Source organism: Methylomonas sp. LL1 (genome assembly GCF_015711015.1).
In the GTDB taxonomy this organism is placed as follows: Bacteria; Pseudomonadota; Gammaproteobacteria; order Methylococcales; family Methylomonadaceae; genus Methylomonas.
Map to the genome: position 1 here is coordinate 1060608 of NZ_CP064653.1, position 17481 is coordinate 1078088.

Consider the following 17481-nt stretch of genomic DNA (forward strand, 5'->3'; position numbering starts at 1 on the left):
CAAAGCCGGCAGGTCGAGGGCTACCAGCAACCACCAATTATGAGGGCCTGCCATCCCTGTTGCACTACTCCATTGCTTCAATTTTTTTAAGCAGTTGTTTGTATTCCGTCGATTGCCAAGCAGCATAATTCATGTTTTTGAATAGTCCGGTTAGCCGGGTGAAATAGTCCCTGGCCTGGCTCTGGTCGCTGAACTGGTATTGGCGGCCCATGATTTTTATGATCAACATGAAAGTTTCTTTTTGGCGTTCCAGCGGTACGGAAACGTCTACGTTATCGAATGCATCCTGTTGCAGATACACCATGTCGACAAAGGTGGCTTGCTGGTAGATTAAAAAATCTTCCATGGTCACGCCTTCTTCGCCGGCTACTTGGATCATTTCGTAAACACTGTTGCCATGAGCCAGCAGTTCCAAAACCCGCTGAACCTGTTCCGTCCAGTCGGGTGCCAGTTCACGCTGATACCAAGGTTTCAATTGTTCCAGATAGCGCGACCAGGACAACAAGGGGTCAACCGCCGGATAAAAGCGTTTGTAGGCACGATCGGCGCTGAGACCCAGAAAGGTTTTTACGGTACTCAAGGTAGATTGGGTAACCGGCTCTTCGAAATTACCGCCGGCCGGCGATACCGTGCCTATCATGGTTAAACTGCCGGTAACGCCATCGCGGCTCAGGGTCACGCCGGCGCGTTCGTAAATATTTTTGATCGACGAGTCCAGATAGGCTGGAAAAGCTTCTTCTCCCGGAATCTCCTCAAGCCGCCCCGAAGTTTCCCGCATCGCTTGCGCCCAGCGCGAAGTGGAATCAGCCAGTAGCAACACGTTCAGCCCCATTTGCCGGTAGTATTCGCCCAGGGTAATACCGGTATAAATCGAGGCCTCGCGCGCGGCCACCGGCATTGACGACGTATTACAAATGATGATGGTACGATCCATTAACGAACCGCCTGTTTTGGGATCGGTCATCAATGGAAATTCGCTAATGGTTTCCACTACCTCGCCAGCCCGCTCGCCGCAAGCCACCACGATCACTACGTCGACTTCCGAGTTTCGGGCAATCAGACTTTGCAACACGGTTTTGCCCGCCCCGAACGGCCCCGGTATACAACCGGTACCGCCACGGGCAATCGGAAAGAAAGTGTCGACCAGGCGTAAATGAGTCACCAAGGGTTCGCCGGGGTACTGACGTTCAATCAGATTGTTGCGCAATAACTGTTGAGTCAACGGATTGCGCACCGGCCAGCGTTGTTTCAAGGTAATGACTTGTTCCTTGCCGTTGTCGAGGCGGATTTTGGCCACCGGTTCGTCAACCGTAACGTTACCTTCCTGGATCCAAATGACTTCGACGCTGCCTTTAATATCGAAAGGCACCATGATCTTATGTTTGAAGCGGCGCTCTTGAACGCTACCGATAGACGAGCCTGCATACAATTTGGTCCCTAGCTGCACGCAGGGAGTAAACGCCCATTTACAGTTGTGGTCCAACGCATGCAAAGCTACCCCGCGCGGTAGGAAAAAACCGAATTGGGTCGCCAACAAGTCCAGCGGATTTTGCAAGCCGTCGAATACCTGGCCCAATAAGCCGGGGCCGAGTTCCACCGACAGCAATTCGCCGCTTTGTTCCACCGGATCGCCGACTCCGACACCCTGGGTGCTTTCATAAACCTGAGCATCGGCCCGATTGCCATATATGCGCAACACCTCGGCTTTTAGACGCTCCTGGTGTTTCGCTTCGCTCCGGCTGGGTAGGATATAGACCACTTCGTTTTTGGTCAGTGGGGTGTCGCCTATTGATTCGAGCGAGATGATGTCGTCCTGCACGGCGATCACGCGTGCCGTGGGGGCTGCTAAGTGTTGTTGGTTCATGATCTTCCTTCGGACTCCAGCGAAACATCGGCCATTCCGGCGCTGATTAATTCATTAAATCGTAACAAGGCTCTATCCCCATCATAACTGACCCAGCGATTGATCAAATACCAGCGCAGCACATAAAGCACCACGGCCGGAAAATCGAAATAATGGCCGTTACTCAATCGGGCGTAATATTTCCAATTTAGATCCAGCATCAGTTTATCCAATTCCAGGGTTTTATTTGCCGATATAAGCTGTTGAGCCTGATTGATCCACGGCAACGTTTGCCCCATACCGAAATCGGCTTTCCGCCAGTTGCGGCGGATATACTGAATTTTGTCACCAAAGCCATAAAATGGCTGGTTCGCCGCTAGGGATTCACCGGCATGCCGGCGTCTCAATGCGGTCAAGATGGTTCTCAGCTCCAATCGCCACAATACTAGCGAACGCAGGAAGTCATCGCGAATCAACTCCAAATCGGCCAGACCATTTTTTACGATGCTGGCGTCGTCCCATTCATGCATTTTTGACCAATGTAATAAGGCTTCGATGCGGGCAAGATCAGCGGCATCCTCGGGGCTAAGTAAAACCAAGCGTTTATCCAGTTGAATCCTGGATATAGGTAAAATTTTGGTATAAAACAAATCGGCCGGCTGTAGCGGCAAGCTGGTAAGCAACAGTGTGTATTTGAACCGTTGGTTAATCACTTGACTATGCCTTGCAGCAATGCTCTAAAACGGGGTTGAAGATGTTCCAATAACAGCGCGGCAACGGCTTCGTCGGTAAATTCAATCCGCATGGCGTTTTGTTCCAGTTTGATTTTTAAGCCGGACTTGAACTGGTCACTGATGTCGAAACTGACGCCTTGGCGCAACAAATCCCCCGCAATCAAGGCGCTTAAACTGGATAAGGCACCCTGCCGCAGTTCTTCCGGATTTTTGCGGAGTTCATCGACACCGATGACATCCTCGGGCAATATCAAGGTGATTTGCTGATTGTCATCCAGGCCGGCCTTTGCCCGCACCTGGCCGGCCAAGGCCAGAATCAGCTGCTCAATGATAGCGGGTTTAGCCATCTGTTCGGCCACCGCGCGCCGCACTTCCTGGCTGAAGCTGCCTAGCAAGGTGTCGCGCAATTTCAACAAGGCATCGCGGCTAGCCAAATTCAAGGCATCAATGCCGGCTTTTGTAAGGGCGTCGGCTTCGGCTCGGGCTTTACCGACGATGTTTTTGGCTTCCTGTTCGGCCTCGCCGATCAACCAGGTCGCGCGTTTTTGAGCATTGGCGACAATATCCTCGGCTTTTGCTTGCCCGGCATTGACGGCTTGTTCACGCAAACGTTCGATTAATTGTTCGACACCCGAAGATGCAAAATCGGCTTTTTCCTCTTCTTTCATGATTACATCCTTAACCTTTAGGAATGCCGCCGCTGACTACCAGCGCAAAAATAAAGGAAAACACCGCAAAGCCTTCGACAATAGCGGCTGGTACGATCGACAAACCAAAGATTTCCGGTTTGGATTTGGCGGCATGAATGGCGGACGCGCAACATTGGCCTTGATAAATGGCGCTTAACATCAAGGCTAATCCGGACATCACGCCTACCGCGAACAATCCAGGCGCGTTTTCAATGGTCACGGGTCTGTTCAAGGTAAACATGACCACGATGCCGAAAATAACCTGGGACGAAGCCATGGCCGATACGCCAACATAGCGGCCATGACCGGTTTCCGTGTCCAACATCGCGCCGATGGCGGCTTGTCCGGCGGTTGAACAACCGATGATGCTACCAAGGGCTCCCAGCGCCATGGGTGCATATAAACCTATCCAGCCTAAAATAATTAGTAATTCATTCATTAATGGACTCCTTTTTTGGAAAATGCTTTAAACGGGTAACCTTCATCGGAAACGCTCCAATTATAAAATTCAATGAAATTCAAACGTAAACCATGCACCAAACCACTCAATACGCATAACAACAAGTTCAATGCATGTCCCAATAAAAGAATCAAAATACTGAGGAATAAGCCTGGCCCCGGTAAGCTATGAAAAACTTGTTCCGCCAGATTATTGAATGTCACGGCCAGTGATGCTCCCGCCAAACCCAATGCAAATAAACGCATATAACTCAGAACATCGCCAAATAATTTGGTGATATTGACCAGACTCTCAATGCCGTCCAATAATCGCCAGAACCCGTCGCTCCAACGGCGCAAGGGCCGTTCACTGCTGAACAACAGCAATAACAGGGCTCCTAGGCCTAATCCCGTTTGCCCCGCCGTACGCAATAAATCGGAGTCTTGTTCCATGGCTATCCAATAGCAAAATCCGCCAGTTACCATGCCAATCCAGCCTATTGGCGCCAAAGCCTGACTGGAGGTTCGTAGTTGCCAGGCTTTGATCAGATTGGCCATGGCGATATGAACCACACCGACCGCGATGGAAAAGCGCATCATGCCGTCAAAATCATTTAGGTCGAATAGCTTTAATGCCTCTAAAGGACTGTTCGGTTTTGGACCATAACCGAAATAACTGCCGCATAAAATGCCCCAGATGATAGACAGTATAATGGTGGTGGCTGCTAAAACACGTATCCGGCGGCCTTTCAGGTCGGCGCCAAGACTGCGCCACTTGAACGCGAGAATGCCGGCAAATACGGTCGCGTAGCCGGCGTCCGACATAATGATGGCAAAGAATAGCGAGAAGGAGAAAAACACCATCAATGAAGGATCCCAACCTTGATAATGCGGTGTTTGATAGAACTCGACCAAATCTTCGCCGCCGCCGAATTGGGTTGGATTTTCCAATTGTGTCGGCGGTTTATCGTCTGGCGCCGGATCTTCCACCAACAAGGCCAAACCTTGTTTTTCGGCAAATTGAAGATAACGATCAAGATGTTTTTCCGGTAGCCAGCCTTGCACGGCAAAAACCCCGGCGTCATCCCGAGTCAGGGTCTGAGCCTGTTTCAACGCATCCTGATTTAGAGTTTCGTTGAAATGCAACGTCAGCAAGGCAATCCAACGCGTCAATGACTCACGCTGAGCTTGTAGATCCTCGAGGTTTAATTCAACTTCATTGCACTGATCTTGTAGCGTGGATAGCGGCACGGAGCCGGTATGGGTTCTGGCAACCGGTAAGCCATGTTCGGGCGGCTCGGTTTCGGAAATGACGACGACGTAGCAAAACAGGTTGTTTTGATATACCGTTTGCCAGACAAGGCTACAGCTGTCGAGTTGCTTCATCATTTTTTTAGGAATGATATAAAACCATAAGCGTTGGGCGGCCAGCAGACCGGTTTCCGGTAGATTAAAATTGCCCCAGGGTTCCAGTTCCTTGATACGCTTTTGTAACGAGTCAAACCGATCGGTCAATTCGCGGGCTTTATCCTTCAGTTTCACGGCCTGATCGACTACCTGATCGATGTTGAACGCTTTGCCGTGTTTGGCTTGATGCCGTTTATTAGGGCAATTGTTGAGGTATCTCAAGGCTTGAATCACGCGCTCGGATTGCCGGCCTACCTCCCTTTCCCTTGAGCGTCTGGAAGGATTCAATCGAATCAAATGTAGTTCGCCCATGGTTTGCAATTGATCTAGGATTCGAACCTTGTCTTCAATCAATCCGCAGAACGTCAATTTTTTCAGTCTGACAATTGCCATTTAATCCCCCGACTTAGCCCGTAGCTGTTTGGTGATTTTGGAGCGCACGACATCGGCGCGTTCGGCGTCGGACAGAAAAATCCGGATTTTACGGATGTTTTGCTGGGATTTTGGGATCAATACCTTGTCGAATAAATTGACCTTCTGGGTTACTTTTTTGACCGCGGCATTCAACAATTGCAACCGTTGTTGCTCGACCCGGTGTTGCACCTGTAATTCCAGCATCTCACGCAATTGCACCACCACGCCATCGACCCAATGCGGCTTCAAATAAGGTGAATAGGGCTTGTTAATCAATTCAACTTGTTTTAATACCGGTAGATTGATGCCGACGATATTTTCCTTATCCAGTTCCACCGAGCCGACCTTAACCAAATTATCGAGATCGATATCAAGATTGGAGATCATGGGCAGCGAATTAATCACGACTTGTTGGCATTGCGCCATGCGCTGCCGAGTGCTTTCCAGCTGCGTCCAGCCCTTGGCGCGCTCGATCACCAGCTTTTGCCGTTTCATTTCCAACGACGGCAGGTATTGCTGGTAACGTTTAAGCTTACCGTTTTCCCGGTGCAGCGAAGCCTTGTTAAGCGACAGCCTGGCCATGTTGCGCCTTGGGGAAGTATTTGTCGATTAGGGCTTGTTTCATCAATAATTCGGTTTCGGAAAAGCATTCGGCCAGGGTTTGCCAGCTCAAGTCCAATGCTTGCTCCAACGGAATCGATACGTTGATGTCCATGAAACGCTTTCTGAACAATTTACCGAACTTCAGTAACTTATGGTCGTAATCGGACAAATCGAAGGCCATGGCTTGTTTTTGCTCGGCATCGTTGGCCGCGGCATAAAAGCGGATCATGGTGTTCATGATTTGAGAATGGTCTTCGCGGGTCACCTTGCCGATTACATGTTGTTTCAAGCGTGACAGCGAGCCGAACGGGTCGAGCATCCCGTCATGCAGGTAAAACTGGCCTTCGGTGATATAGCCGGTGTTATCCGGTACCGGATGGGTGACATCGTTACCCGGCATGGTGGTTACGGTCAAAATAGTGACCGAGCCCGCGCCCTTATAGTCGCAGGCTTTTTCGTAACGGCGGGCCAATTGCGAGTACAAATCCCCCATGTAGCCGCGATTCGACGGTACGTGCTCCATCGAGATGCCGACTTCCTTCATCGCATCGGCATAAGCCGTCATGTCGGTCATCAACACCAGTACCCGCTTTCCTTCCTCTACCGCAAAGCGTTCGGCCACCGCCAACGCCATATCCGGCACCAATAATCGCTCCACGATAGGATCGGAAGCCAGGTTACAAAACATCACGGTTCTGGCAAAGACGCCGGCCAGTTCAAACTGGGAGCGGAAATAATGGAAGTCGTCGAATATCAAACCCAAACCGGCAAACACCACGATGTCGGCATCCGCCTGAATCCCCACGCGCGCTAAAAATGCGTTGAAGGGTTCTCCGGCAATCGAGAATATCGGGATTTTTTGGCTTTCGACCAGACAATTGAACAAGTCGATCATCGGAACGTCGGTGCGTATCATTTTTGACGCCAACACCCGCTTCATTGGGTTGACCGAAGCGCCGGTGATGGTGACTTTGGGGTCGGGTTGTAAGTCCGAGCCGCCATCCATCGGCTCACCGACACCGTTGAAAATGCGGCCGAGAATATTGGTCGAATAGGTTACTTGCAGGGCATGGCCCAAAAAGCGAACCGAGGCCGCGGTCGATATGCCGCGGGTACCCGAGAAGACTTGCAGTGAAACTTTTCCGCCATCGATTTTGATCACTTGCGCCAGCGAATCGCTGCCGTTGGGATCTTCTATCCTGGCCAGATCGCCAAAGCGGGTGCTAATGTCCTGATGCGTGGATACACTTCCTATGTTGACCGTGATGATGTTACCGACTATAGACAAAATATCGCAATGTCTAATCATGTGTTCAATCATGCCGTGCTCCGTTCAAATCCAGTTTGAATTACCCAAATCTAATATTGAGATTATCACTGGTGGGGGAATATGGGAAATTTGTTTTACGAATCGTCCACTCGCTCCGCCAGCGACGTCAACTGTAACAGGGTTTGCCGAAATGTATCGGCGTCATCGGTTCTCAAGCTGGCGTGGGCGACTTTACGGCCCTTGCGCGGGGTTTTGTCGTAAAGATGCAAATGCGCATGGTTTAAGTCTAGCACTTCTTTCGTTTCCGGCAGGCCGCCGATGAAATTGACCATGGCCGCGTATCCACGGGTTTGGGTTGAACCCAACGGTAAATCCAAGATGGCGCGTAAATGATTTTCAAACTGACTGGTTTCCGAGCCTTCTATGCTCCAATGGCCGGAATTATGTACCCTTGGCGCAAATTCGTTGGCTAACAGGCGGCCATCGACATCGAACAACTCCAGCGCGATCACGCCGACGTAATCCAGTTTTTCCAGCAAGCGCCGTGCATAATCCTCGGCCATGGCTTGTTCGGCATCATTGTGACAAGCGGTCGCCAGCCGTAAAATGCCGCCGCTGTGTTGATTTTCCGACAGCGGATAAAACACGATGTCGCCCGACGGGCGGCGGGCGGCGATAATGGACACTTCGCGTTGGAACGGCACAAAACCTTCGACAATGGAAGATGCGCCCTGCATGGCTTCCCAGGCCGACTCCAGATCATCGGCTGATCTTATAACCATCTGCCCCTTGCCGTCATAGCCCATGCGCCGGCTTTTCAAAATCGCCGGATAACCGATTTCGGGCATGGCACGCTGCAAATCCGCCAAACTATCAACGGCGGCAAACGGCGCGGTACCTATAGCTAAGTCCTTGAAAAAGTTTTTTTCCAGCAATCTATCCTGGGCCACCGCCAAGGCATTGGCTGGCGGATACACCGTGGTATGGCTGGCTAAAAATTCCGCCACATGCGCGGGCACGTTTTCAAACTCATAGGTCACTATATCGGCTTTTTCGGCCAACTCGGCCAACAAAGCCGGATCGTCGTAAGCGCCGCGCAGATGCTCGCTCAAGCCGGCCGCGCCGGCATTGATGTCGGGATCCAGTACGATGAATTTCAAGCCCAAAGGATAACCGGCCAGCGCGATCATCCTGGCGAGCTGGCCGCCACCGAGAATACCGATCTTCATGCTTGCACCTGCCGAGGATCTGGGTTGGCATTGACATTATCGGTTTGTTGCTGGCGATAAGCGTCCAGGGCGGGGCGGTATTGCGGGTGTTTATTGCTGACAATTGCCGCGGCCAGCAAGGCGGCATTGACCGCGCCAGCCTTGCCGATTGCCAGGGTACCCACCGGGATACCGGCCGGCATTTGCACGATAGACAATAAGGAATCCATGCCATTCAGCGCTTTAGACTGCACCGGCACGCCCAAGACCGGTAAGGCGGTTTTCGCGGCGGTCATTCCGGGCAGATGGGCGGCGCCACCGGCGCCGGCGATGATGACTTCCAGGCCTTTGGATTCAGCCGTTTCGGCATATTGAAACAGCTTATCCGGCGTACGATGGGCCGATACCACTTCCACTTCGTGCGGTATATCCAAATGTTCTAGGGTTTGCGCGGCATGTTGCATGGTTTCCCAGTCGGATGTGGAACCCATGATGATGCCTATCAATGCGGTCATGCAAAATCTCCGGTTACAGCTATAGCCAAAATTAGCGCGATTATCGCATAAAAGCGAATTTGATCAGACTGCGGATCACATTTAGCTTTTGCCCAGTTGATAAGTATTCGCGATTTCACGCAATAATGCCCAGGCTTCGGGAAAGTCATAGTTTTCGATCAGTTGATCAAGTTTGCCGCAAATTGTCGGGTTCACCTTGTACTTAACTAAAGGGGCCAGTTCCCGCCATATTTTATTGGCTTTCATGTTGCCATCTTGCAGAAGCTCTAATAACGATTCGGTCAGTGCCCGAATTTGCTCCGGGGCAGCACTGCTAGGCGTTGATGCCGACGGTTCCTGTGCTGATAAGTTAGCAGCGATGGCGCTGCAGGCCGCCGCGAGGTTATCGGTCAACAAGTCGAGTTGTTGTTTGATCTGTGGTTCGGTGGCGTCATTGCGGGCGAGATTTTCCAGCATCAACGTCGTTTTTTGCAACTCGCTAGCGCCCAGTGTGCCGGCAATCCCTTTTAATGTGTGCGCCAAGCGCTTTGCCTCGTCTAGATTGCCGGCGGCGAATAACCGCCGCAATATTGAAGCATCGTCGACATGTTTATCGAGGAATTTAACCAGCATACGCTGATAGAGTTCCTGGTTGCCGGAAAGATGTGTCAGTGCCTTAGCCGTGTCGAGAATCGCGTCGCATGCCGGTTGCCGTGGCAACATGTCGGCATTGGCGCTCATGCCGGCGTTCGCTGAAAATCTTGGAAACGGAGCGTAAGCGAAGTGAAGATTTTTAGTCCACGATAGCCGTAGCGCCGGGCGGGTTTTCGTAGCGAAGCGGAGAAAACCTGCAAGGCCTCGCGAAACGGCGTTAAGTCATGCGAGAGCCGATGTTTCGATCCCCTTGTTGGGTCGAAACGAGGTGACGCGGACGAATCGGGGCCGCCGTAGGCATAAGCGGTCGCGTAATTTTTGCCGCTTGTTGGGGCTGGGATGCCCCTAAACAAGCTTTCGCAAAAATAGCGACTCCCCGAGTTTTGCTCGATAGCGGCTGCGGGAATCCAATATGCCAACTTGGCGTATAAGATATTCGGCTCGACAGGCTTAACGATATGGTCGTTCATGCCGGCTTCCAGGCAACGGTTGCGATCCTCGGCGAAAGCATTGGCGGTCATCGCCAGAATCGGTATGTTTTGCCCTTGTGCTAAAGCGCGAATTTGCCGGCTGGCTTCCAGGCCGTCCATAACCGGCATTTGCATATCCATCAAGATAAGATCGTAGTCGCCGTTTTGTATCATGGTCACAGCTTCGCCGCCATTGTTGGCGATATCAACGCTGAGTCCGAAGTCTTGCAATAATTCCTTGGCGACTTCCTGATTGATTTCGTTGTCTTCGGCTAACAGGATACGAGCATTGCTGCGAAGTTTGCCGCCGTCTTCCTGTCGCCAATGCTTCGGTAAGTCTTCGGCGTTTCCCCTGTTTAAGGTGATAACGGCCCAAAAGATACTGCCCTTGCCCAGTTCACTGATGACCCCGGTTTCACCACCCATCAAGCTTGCCAAACGTCGCGAGATTGCCAAACCCAGGCCTGAACCGCCATACCTGCGGGTTGTGGATGATTCCGCTTGTTCGAAGTCTTGAAACAATTTGTCCAAATGGGCGGCGTCGATGCCGATACCGGTATCTTCAACCTCGAATTTGATCGTGACATGTCCGCTGTCTTCCTTGACTAACTTAGTGCGCATGATGATTTTGCCGCGTTCGGTGAATTTGGCGGCATTGCTCAGATAGTTGACCAGTATTTGCCCAATCCGTAGCGGATCGCCGACTAGCGGCAGATCTTTCAGTCTCGGGTCGGTTTCCTCGATAAATTGCAAGCCTCTGCTGGCGATACGGTCGGCCATCATGCTGCAGACATGGTCCAAGGTTGGAACAATCAGAAAGGTGGTTTTCTCCAGCGTCAAACGCTGGGCCTCGATTTTCGATAAGTCCAGGATGTCGTTGATGATGCCGAGCAAATGTTTGCCGGAGGCAATGATACGATCCAATTTGTCAATATGATCGCTGTCTTGGCATTTGCCGCGTAGTAAATGGGCATAACCGATGACGGCATTCATTGGGGTGCGGATCTCGTGGCTCATGTTGGCGAGGAAAGCACTTTTTGATTGATTGGCGACTTCCGCTGCGTGACGGGCCATTTCGAGTTCGGCGGTACGGGTTTTGACCAGATCCTCAAGATGTTTCCGGTAACGTTCTAATTCTTCGGCATCGCGTTTTTTTTGCGTGATGTCCTCCTTGACCGCAACGTAATGGGTCATGACGCCGGCTGAATTGCGCAATGGGCTAATGTTGACCCATTCGGTGAATTCACGGCCATCCTTGCCGCGATTAATCAATTCGCCTTGCCACACCGAGCCTTTTGTCAGTGTTTGCCACATGTTTTCGTAGACGCTTAGCGGTGTGTGTCCGGACTTGAGGATGCGAGGGTTCTGTCCCATCACTTCCTCGATGCTATAGCCCGTGACTTGGGTAAAGCGCGGATTGACGTATTCGATTTCGGCATTCAAATTGGTGATGACGACGATATTGAGGCTTTGCTCGACGGTCAGCGACAACTTGTTCAACTGTTCTTCGTTTTTCTTACGCCGGGTAATATCGCGGGCGATTTTCGACGCCCCGACAATCTTGCCGTGTTGATCGCGTATCGGCGAAATGGTGACCGAAACATCGATTTCGCTGCCGTCCTTACGGATGCGTTTGGTCTCGTAATGGGCGTAGGGTTGGCCTAGTTTGATTTTTTCGATGATTGTCGATTCTTCGTCGACGAGTTCTAACGGTATTAGCTTGAGCAATGACTGGCCGAGCATTTCCTCGGCGCCGTAGCCGAATACTTTAGCGGCTCCTGGATTCCAGCTGGTGACGATGCCGTCCAGGTTTTTGCTGATAATGGCATCGTCGGAGGAATTGACGATGGCCTCGAAGCGCTTGGACTGTTGTTCCAGACGCTTGCGTTCGGTGATGTCGGTCCAGACCACATGAATCAACAGCTTTTCCTGATAACGTATCGGCGTCAACATGACTTCGGCAATGAAATGCTCGCCGTTGCGGCGAATATGTTCCCATTCGAAACGATTGCTGCCTTGACGGATCGCGTCATCAATGACTTTGACCACCTTGTCGGCCGATAATTGCCCGTCGGGTTGGTATTTCGGCGAAATCTCCTCGGGCGCGGAATTCAGTAGTTGATCCAGAGAGTCCATGGCCATCATGTCCAAAGTGGCCTGGTTGGCGTCAATAAAACGGCCATTCTCCACCAGCAGCACGGGCTGTCTGGAGTCTTCGAACAATTTACGGAAACGTTGTTCGCTTTGTCGCAGTTGTTCCTCGGCTTCGCGTTGCGCGCTGATGTCGACATGGGTGCCGCTGATAATCAGCGGTTTGCCGTCATTCGTGCGTTTCGAGACTCTGCCGCGGTCGGCAATCCAGACCCAATGCCCATCGCGGTGGCGCATGCGCAAATCACAGCTGTAATAGTCGCTTCCGCCGGCTAAATGCTCGGCTAATAATGTATTGGCGCGTTGCAGATCCTCCGGATGCACGAAACCATCCCAGGATTCGACGCTAAACGGCTGCAATTCCTCCAGACGGTAGCCGAATATTTCCGCCCAACGCTCGTTGAAAATCGCTTCGCCGTTTTGCAAATTCCATTCCCAAGTGCCGGCATGGGTTGCATCAATGATGTTTTGCAGGCGTTCGCGTTCCTGTTTGAGCTGGGCCTGCATGGCAACCCGTTCCGAAATGTCTGTCCACATTAGTGATAAGTAATGACGGCCCTCCAACACCATCGCTTGCAAACTGACATCCACGCTTTGTAAATTTCCGCCCTTGGTTCGGCGCAGGGTTTCGAAATGCGCCGAACCCTGTTCCATGAAGTCGGCTGTCATTTGTTCGATTTTGTCCTGGTCGAATTCGCCTTGTATATCCGCCAAGGTCAGTCGGGCAAATTCCTCGCGGCTGTAACCTAAATGCTCGCAAGCGGCATTGTTGAACTCGACGAAACACAAGGTTTCGACATCGAGCAGGGTAATGGAATTGGGTGATTGCGAAACGATGGCTTCGAATATGGCTTGGCGCTTTTGCGCTTCGGCGAACTGGTAGCGGCGGGCGAGGATACTACCTAAGCGATCGGCAATGGCATCGATCAATATCCGCTCCTCCTTGAGGAACGGGCCTTCGTCCAGTTCCGGGTATTGTTGTAAATAGCCGACAATAACTTGCCCGTGCCCATTACCCGAAGAAAAACTGGCGCTCTGACGGCGATGGGTTGGTGCTTGGTCAAAGTTTTTGGTGCTGAATTGTTGGCCTTGCCATTCGATGCAGGCTTCCGCGTTTTCCGGATGGAACCAGCCGTGAGGCAGTACCTGTGCGACGTCGGCCAACATTTTTTCCAATGGCATACCGATGTCTTCGGTCAGGCGCAGCACTTGGTTCAAGCAGCACTGCTCCTTGACCCGTTCGGTCAATGCATTCGCGGTGTTGCGTAGTTCGGTAATGTCGCGCGCCACGCCCAGTATGCCGATGACTTGGCCTTGTGGATTTTTGATGGCAATTTTACTGGTTTCAAACAGCCGTTCGTGGCCCTCATGCACGATGCATTCTTCTTGATTGAACGGCTTTGAGGCAAAGGCGGCGGTAATATCCTGTTCGCGGAAGCGGGTGGCTAACTCGGCATCAAACAGGTCGAAATCGGTTTTGCCTATGATTTCCTGGTCAGAACGGCCGATGAAGTTCTCGAATGCGGCATTGCAAAGTTGAAACACGCCTTGGGTATTCTTGAAAAATACTAAATCGGGTAGGGCACGGATCAAGACATTCAAACGCGACCGTTCTGTGTTCAGAGCCTCGTTGGCGAGTTTTTCCTTTTCGCGAAGCTGTGTCAGCCGCGATGAATAGCGGATAAAGATGATCAACAACAGGCTTATCGTCAGGGTAGCCAAGCCGAGTACGATGACGATCGTACTGTGGTCGCGCCAGATTTCATGCAGGCTGACGGGAGGTTGGTGGTCGTAGGGTGGGAGGCGCAACTTACGTGACAATTCCCGCACCGACTCATAATCGTATGGCAAGGAAAATCCGTGGATGCTCAGGGCTTGCGTAACCGGATCCCCAGGCGACAGATCGAGCAGGGCGCTGGTGATGCGTTTGGCGATTCTCGTATCGACATGCGGCATCGCGGCCACCGGCCGTTCCGGATACAGACGGGTTGAGACCGCGTAGGGATAATCCGGTAATTTGCGCGCATTAATGACTCTGAACATCCCGGCCGGAAACTTGCCGTGTCGTTCCATGGCTTCGAGAAAGCCGGTTCGCAGGAAGGCGGCTTCCGCCTTGCCGGCCAAAACAGTGTCGACCACGTGGTCGAACGGTAATCCGGTTTGTATGATTTTTGATGCTTCAGAAACATCAATGCCGATTTGAGCCAGTTCATAGGCCTGGGCCAAAAAACCGCCCATCAAACCGGTATCCGCGACAGCAATGGTTTTGCCTTTCAGGTCTTGCAAGCGATTGATGTCCGGGTTATTCGACTTGACCACAATGACGCCGCCGAATCCCTCCAGCGCTGCGAAATCGGGAGCGGGTCCCTGATTGATTAAGCCCGCGATCGGTGCCGACAGCCCGATTTGATGCGCATATTTGAGGTAACTGGCTGGGTTGGTGATCACGATGTCGACTTGACGAGCGTTAACCGCCCGGTCCATCCCCGCTAAGTCAAGGGCTTTGACTTCAACCGCTGTCTCGTCCAATCGAGATTCCAGGTATTTAGCCAACGGCCGCCAACGAAAGTTTTCAGTTTCCAAGGGATCCAATGCCAACCAGCCGATGCTCAAGGTTTTCGGATGGGTTTGTGGCCAAGCATTGAGCGCACAACCCATCCAAAGAATGATGAATGCAATGATTTGACGTTTCATGACGGCGCTCAAGGAAGATAATCGGCGATAAACAGTTGGGCGAGGTCGGGTATGTGCTCAAGCGTACCGAATCGGTGCATGATTTGGGCGATGTTCTCGGCTTTAGTCTTGAGTTCCGATGTTGCCGGTGCCAATAGATGGCGGTTGTAGGCCGCATCGGGTAGATCCAGCCCATGGTATGCGGCTTTGACCTCGCTACTCTTTAGTCGAAGTAGTCTGGCGAGACCGTAAACCGTGTCGATCGGTTGATGTTTCCACAATTCCTGAGCTTGAAAATGGCCGGCAATCAATTCACGGACCGCGGCTTCATTATCTTGCAGCGCTTCGCCGCGAATGGCCAACACGTCGATGACGGTGTTGGGGATGCTACGGCTGTCGAAGATATTGACCATGCCGATATTCTCGAACCGTAGGGTATTGGGGGTATAGGTGATGACGGCGTCTAACTGTTGTCGTTGAACTTCTTCAAAATGATCAAAACCGATGTCGACTTTTTGTATTTGCTCGGTTTGCAATCCTGCCGCTTCCAGTAGCCTGGCGAACATGATGGCTCCCAAAGTGGAGTTTTCCACACCTATCCGTTTGCCGGCGAGCTGGACTAGGCTTGTGATTCCCGGTTTAACCAAAACGGCATCGCCGCCCGCGGATGAATCGAGTACCAATACCACACATAAGGAAACGCCTTGCTCGAGCAGGTGTAATACTTCATCCAGGGTCAATGCGGCGCCATCGACACGGCCTTCCAATAACAATCTCGACGAATGAGCCAGATTATCGGTTTCGATCAAATCGATATGGTTGGCGTCTATAAAACCGTTGTCGCGGGCCAGAAATAGAAACGCATATCCCGGCCACATTTGTGCCGCGATTTTCAAGGGGCGCTTGGGTTCACAACCCGTTACATATAACGTTGTGGCAAAGCCCATCGAACCCGCCAGCAGACGTAAAAAGCCGCGGCGCCTTAACGATAAACATAACGAGCGGACTTCGGGAGACATTAGTCGTTGTCCTGAAAGCGCGTGGCAATTGCCGCAAAATCGCCGAGTCGGTGGGCAAACGCATCGACGACAGCCGGATCGAAATGGCTGGCTTTACCTTCGAGGATGATGGCGGTTGCTTCTTCAAACGTGAACGGCGGTTTATAGACGCGCTTGCTGAGCAATGCATCGAAGACATCCGCCAAAGCCATTATCCGGCGGCAAATGGAATGTCTTCGCCGGCCAGGCCATTGGGGTAGCCGCTGCCGTCCCATTTTTCATGATGATGCGCGGCAATCTCCATTGCAATATGTAGAAAACTCAAGCCATCCTGGTCCGACTGGTCCTGTATGGCTTCCCAAATCGCGTTGGCGCCGATTTGGGCATGGGTTTTCATGATTTCCCATTCTTCAGACGTATGTTTGCCCGGTTTATGCAGTACTTGATCCGGTATGCCGACCTTGCCAATGTCGTGAAGAGGGGCGGCCTTGGTATACAAAGTCACGGTTTCAGCGGTCAACACCTTGCCATAACGCGGATGCCCGGCCAATTCTTCCGCTAAAATTTGGACATAGGCCTGGGTGCGCAAGATGTGGTTACCAGTCTCGTTGTCTCTGGCCTCCGCCAGTTTTGCCAGCGCCCGGATGCTGACATCCTGAATCATTTGATTTTGACGCATGCGGCGGGCAACTTCGTTTTCCAGCCAGGTATTGCTGTTTTGCAATAGGTCCCGGGCGGTCTTGGGCTCCAGTTGAGCTTTGACGCGGGCTAAAGCGATAGCGGGTTTAAACGGCTTGGTGATGTAATCGACCGCGCCTGACTCCAGGCCATGGGTTTCGTCATGTTCTTCGTTGAGGGCGGAGATGAAAATGACCGGTATCGATTGGGTTTTGGGGTTTGATTTAAGGCGACGCAAAACTTCATGACCATCCATTTCCGGCATCATGATGTCCAATAAAATCAAGTCCGGTGCGGGTTCACATTCGGCGGAAATCAAGGCGCGCATGCCGTTATTGGCAATTTTTACATTGTAATGCGGCATCAGTAACTCACCCAGAATGGTCAGATTATCGGGGGTATCATCGACGATGAGTATCGTTTTGAGCTCTGCTGGGTGTATATGTGTTTCGGTCATTTTGGCTTTCAATGATTATTCCGCAAGTCAAAAAACATTCCGACCTGATGACCATGTCGTATGCTGTGATATGTAGCAGAGTTTTAAGTCAAGCCCATTTTCAAGGGCTGGGTTGAATTGAACTAATTGCAGCTTACTCACCTAATGGCTTTTGTCAAAGAACTTTGCCGTAAAATCAGATCAATCAACCGAGGTCGATCAAGCCTCAATAATAGAGGTTGGTGGTTTCATTTACAGCCTGGAGGCTATGCTTAATCCCTTAGGGATTTTGTCTGATTACGAATAACCGTCGAATTTGAT

General features: G+C 51.6%; 12 protein-coding genes and 1 pseudogene. All 13 read right to left on the bottom strand.

Annotation, left to right across the window (positions count from 1 at the left end):
• Positions 1-64 precede the first annotated feature (64 nt).
• Entirely contained in the window at positions 65-1864 is a 1800-nt protein-coding gene (locus IVG45_RS05295) for a V-type ATP synthase subunit A (protein ID WP_196436835.1), read from the bottom strand.
• Positions 1861-2556, bottom strand: a complete 696-nt coding sequence (locus tag IVG45_RS05300) for a DUF2764 family protein (protein ID WP_230874765.1) — start codon at positions 2554-2556, stop codon at positions 1861-1863. The genes IVG45_RS05295 and IVG45_RS05300 overlap by 4 nt, the downstream gene beginning before the upstream one ends.
• Positions 2553-3245 carry a hypothetical protein gene (locus tag IVG45_RS05305; protein ID WP_196436836.1) on the bottom strand — a complete coding sequence of 231 codons (693 nt, stop codon included), beginning with the start codon at positions 3243-3245 and terminating at the stop codon, positions 2553-2555. The genes IVG45_RS05300 and IVG45_RS05305 overlap by 4 nt, the downstream gene beginning before the upstream one ends.
• A gap of 10 nt (positions 3246-3255) precedes the next feature.
• On the bottom strand, positions 3256-3705 hold the full coding sequence (locus tag IVG45_RS05310) for an ATP synthase subunit C (protein WP_196436837.1): 450 nt from the start codon (positions 3703-3705) through the stop codon (positions 3256-3258).
• Positions 3705-5504 carry a V-type ATP synthase subunit I gene (locus tag IVG45_RS05315; protein ID WP_196436838.1) on the bottom strand — a complete coding sequence of 600 codons (1800 nt, stop codon included), beginning with the start codon at positions 5502-5504 and terminating at the stop codon, positions 3705-3707. The genes IVG45_RS05310 and IVG45_RS05315 overlap by 1 nt, the downstream gene beginning before the upstream one ends.
• Positions 5505-6107, bottom strand: a complete 603-nt coding sequence (locus IVG45_RS05320) for a V-type ATP synthase subunit D (protein WP_196436839.1) — start codon at positions 6105-6107, stop codon at positions 5505-5507.
• Positions 6088-7449 carry a V-type ATP synthase subunit B gene (locus tag IVG45_RS05325; RefSeq protein WP_196436840.1) on the bottom strand — a complete coding sequence of 454 codons (1362 nt, stop codon included), beginning with the start codon at positions 7447-7449 and terminating at the stop codon, positions 6088-6090. Before IVG45_RS05325 ends, IVG45_RS05320 begins: the two co-directional genes overlap by 20 nt.
• A gap of 83 nt (positions 7450-7532) precedes the next feature.
• Positions 7533-8627 (bottom strand): 5-(carboxyamino)imidazole ribonucleotide synthase, encoded by a 1095-nt coding sequence (locus IVG45_RS05330; RefSeq protein ID WP_196436841.1) that lies wholly within the window; start codon positions 8625-8627, stop codon positions 7533-7535.
• Entirely contained in the window at positions 8624-9121 is a 498-nt protein-coding gene (purE, locus tag IVG45_RS05335; RefSeq protein WP_196436842.1) for a 5-(carboxyamino)imidazole ribonucleotide mutase, read from the bottom strand. The genes IVG45_RS05330 and purE overlap by 4 nt, the downstream gene beginning before the upstream one ends.
• Before the next feature lie 81 nt (positions 9122-9202).
• The gene (locus IVG45_RS05340) at positions 9203-9841 is read right to left on the bottom strand and encodes an Hpt domain-containing protein (RefSeq protein WP_196436843.1); all 639 of its coding nucleotides are present in this window, start codon (positions 9839-9841) and stop codon (positions 9203-9205) included.
• Positions 9838-15069 carry a PAS domain S-box protein gene (locus IVG45_RS05345; RefSeq protein WP_196436844.1) on the bottom strand — a complete coding sequence of 1744 codons (5232 nt, stop codon included), beginning with the start codon at positions 15067-15069 and terminating at the stop codon, positions 9838-9840. The genes IVG45_RS05340 and IVG45_RS05345 overlap by 4 nt, the downstream gene beginning before the upstream one ends.
• 8 nt (positions 15070-15077) lie before the next feature.
• Entirely contained in the window at positions 15078-16067 is a 990-nt protein-coding gene (locus IVG45_RS05350; RefSeq protein ID WP_196436845.1) for an ABC transporter substrate-binding protein, read from the bottom strand.
• A pseudogene (locus IVG45_RS05355) lies at positions 16067-17181 on the bottom strand (HD-GYP domain-containing protein). Before IVG45_RS05355 ends, IVG45_RS05350 begins: the two are co-directional and overlap by 1 nt.
• Positions 17182-17481: the final 300 nt, after the last annotated feature.